We start from the raw sequence: 2,676 nt of genomic DNA, 5'->3' as shown, positions 1-2,676 counted from the left end.
CCGGCGGACTGGTGCTGGCCGCGATGATGGAAGACCTACCCTATCTGGACAACCGCGTCCTTCCATACGATCGGCCCAGCGTGGACGACCGCCAACGGCTACGCATTCAGTATCGATTACACGCCAGTGAGATCGAGCGCCGCGCAGAGTTCTTGCGGCTGTTGAAAGAGGTGCTGGAGCCGTTTCGCAAACTCACCCTGGGCAGTGGCAAAGAAAACGCGAACCTGGGCCACGTCTGCGGCACCTGCCGCTTCGGTACCGATCCCAAAACCAGCGTCCTCGACCCCCAAAACCGGGCACACGAAGTGGACAACCTCTACGTGGTGGACACCTCGTTCTTCCCCTCCAGCGCCGGTTTGAACCCCAGTTTGACGGTCGCGGCCAACGCCTTGCGGGTGGCCACTCACGTGGACCAGGTGCATTTCGCCACCTGAGCCGACCGATCACCTCCGCCCATGAGTCGACCCGGCACACCGCTTGTTGTCCGAAGCGCCAACTGGGCGAACGGATTAGCGTTCAGGCCGGCATACGAAGCGAAAGGCCGGCAGCACGATAGATCGCATCGATGACGGTCATGTTCTCGATCGCTTCTTCCGGTGTCGTCTTCACCGGTTGACCGCGCAGCACGGCCGCAGTGAAAGCGTCGAGCTGATACGCGTAGGTGGCGCGCCACGGGAAGCGCTCCACACGCTTTCCGTTGACCGAGCGGATCGAGAGCCGAGGGAAAAGGTGCGGTGCCGCCGGACTGAGCACACGCAGCTCGCCGCGATCACCCACCACCTTGGCGCTCGCCCGAAACAGATCCGACGACCACAGCGCACAGCGCAGCCGGCCCGTGTGCCCACCGGCGAAGCGCAACTCGGCCGTCATGGCCCGGTCCACCCGAGGATCGCGCAGTTTCGCCCGCGCCGAAACAACTTCCGGGGTCGAACCGCCGAACGTGCGCACCATGTTGACCACATAGCTTCCGGCATCCATCATCGCGCCACCGGCAAAGGAGTAGTTGTAGCAGTTGCCGGAGAACTTCGGCAGCAACACGCACAAGGCGACGTCCACCCGGTCCAGGTTGCCCAGCTCCCCTGAGGCGATGATCTGCTCAACGCGCAAAGTCAACGGGTGGTAGCGGAATTGGATTGCCTCCATCACAACCCGGTCTGATGTGGCGGCCAGTTCGGCGATTTCGCGGGCTTCGGCGGCATTGGCAGTGAACGGCTTTTCACACAGCACGTGCTTGCCCGCGGCAAGCGCAGCCCGGGTCCACCTGCCATGAAAGCTGGTCGGCAGCACGATGTAGACAGCATCGAGGTCTGGATCAGCGATCAGCGCCTCGTAGCTGCCGTGCGCGCGGGCGATGCCGTGTTTGGCGGCAAAGGCCTGAGCACTGGACATATCGCGTGCTCCCACCGCGGCCACCACGACCTCGTCGTTTCCCTTTGCCGGGTTGATCAGCGTCGTCGGTGCGAAGCTTGAAGCGCCCAAGATGCCGATCCGCACCGGCGCCCCGCTTTCAGGCACTGACGCGAGGCTCGCGCTTGACCCGGGTCGCCTTCATTATTTGCGCCACAGCACACCGGTCCCGTCTATGTCAGCGATCTCCGCGGATATCCCATGTTTCGCACGGTAGTCGGTGACAGCTTGCTCACATGCCTTCACCGCCTGGTAGTCATCGATGATGCAAAAACCCCCGGGGGACAGTCGCGGGTAGAGCGCGTCAAGCGCTTGAATCGTGGACTCATAAAGGTCGCCATCGAGCCTCAATACGGCGAGGCGATCGATCGGGGCGTCGTGCAGGGTGTCTTTGAACCAGCCGGGAAGGAAGCGGACCCGGTCATCGAGCAGCCCATAGCGCTCGAAATTCGCCCTGACTTCCGCTTCCGGCACTCCCAGTATGCCGGCAGCCAGTTCCGCCCTAATTCCTTTATCTGCTGCGTAATTTGCGGGATCCGAGCGCGGCACGCCCTCGAACGAATCGGCTAGCCACATGCATCGCGTCGAATCCCCATAGGCCGCCAGCACCGCGCGCATCAGGATGCACGCCCCTCCGCGCCACACTCCACATTCGATCAGGTCGCCGGGGATGTCCTCAGCCAGCACTGTTTCCACGCAATGCTGCAGACTGGTGAGTCTTTGCATTCCAATCATCGTCTCGGCCTCCGCCGGCCAGTCCAGACCCAACTCGCGCTTGCGCTGATCGAACAGGCTCGCGCCGTTGCGGCGGGCGCTGATGGCGTTGGCGGTTTTGAGAAGGAGGCGTCGCCGCAGTGACCAATCCGCGGGCACCCGCTCGTGCATCCCGTATCTGGTGAGGTTGCGTCGAAGCAGGTCGAGGTATAGAGATCGGACGTCGTAATCGGTTACGGTCAAAGTTGCCCCTATCTCGCATGCCGGCATTCGGCGCTGAGTCTAGACGTCCCTTTGACGGCGTGTTTCGCGGTTCGCTACATGCCGTGGCAATCGGCCAGACGCGGCCGGCGCCGACCACTTCGACTGCCCGCCGTCGACGATCAGCCGACACGCTTGAGGCGGGCGAAATCTTCCACAAGATCAGCGGCGGCCGCAACGCTTTCGGCGGGTTTGGTCATCCGGGCGGCGATCTCGCGGGCCCGGGCGACGTATTGCGGGGCGAGGATCGTGCGCAGGTCCGCGACCAGCGATTTCTCGGTAGTGGTCGAAAAC

3 protein-coding genes and 1 pseudogene are annotated in these 2,676 nt (G+C 63.2%); 1 reads left to right on the top strand and 3 read right to left on the bottom strand.

Annotation, left to right across the window (positions count from 1 at the left end; genetic code table 11):
- Positions 1-434: GMC family oxidoreductase (locus ACLP9N_RS39745; protein WP_442412526.1), on the top strand; the 434-nt coding region annotated here is incomplete at its 5' end.
- A gap of 82 nt (positions 435-516) precedes the next feature.
- On the opposite strand, the gene ACLP9N_RS39740 is transcribed toward ACLP9N_RS39745, so the two are convergent.
- The 3 genes and pseudogenes from ACLP9N_RS39740 to ACLP9N_RS39730 all read right to left on the bottom strand — a co-directional run.
- Positions 517-1,515, bottom strand: a complete 999-nt coding sequence (locus ACLP9N_RS39740; RefSeq protein WP_442412525.1) for a Gfo/Idh/MocA family protein — start codon at positions 1,513-1,515, stop codon at positions 517-519.
- A 36-nt stretch (positions 1,516-1,551) separates the two neighbouring features.
- The gene (locus ACLP9N_RS39735) at positions 1,552-2,292 is read right to left on the bottom strand and encodes a TylF/MycF/NovP-related O-methyltransferase (RefSeq protein WP_442412527.1); all 741 of its coding nucleotides are present in this window, start codon (positions 2,290-2,292) and stop codon (positions 1,552-1,554) included.
- A gap of 212 nt (positions 2,293-2,504) precedes the next feature.
- Positions 2,505-2,676 (bottom strand): annotated as a pseudogene (locus ACLP9N_RS39730) (glycosyltransferase); the annotation flags it as partial.

The organism is Mycobacterium sp. (assembly GCF_052144515.1).
Classification (GTDB): domain Bacteria; phylum Actinomycetota; class Actinomycetes; order Mycobacteriales; family Mycobacteriaceae; genus Mycobacterium.
This window is presented reverse-complemented; position numbering and strand designations above follow the sequence as displayed.

Coding starts and splice junctions, on each gene's coding strand:
- ACLP9N_RS39735 (WP_442412527.1), bottom strand. CDS start 2,292: ATGCACGAGCGGGTGCCCGCGGATTGGTCACTGCGGCGACGCCTCCTT.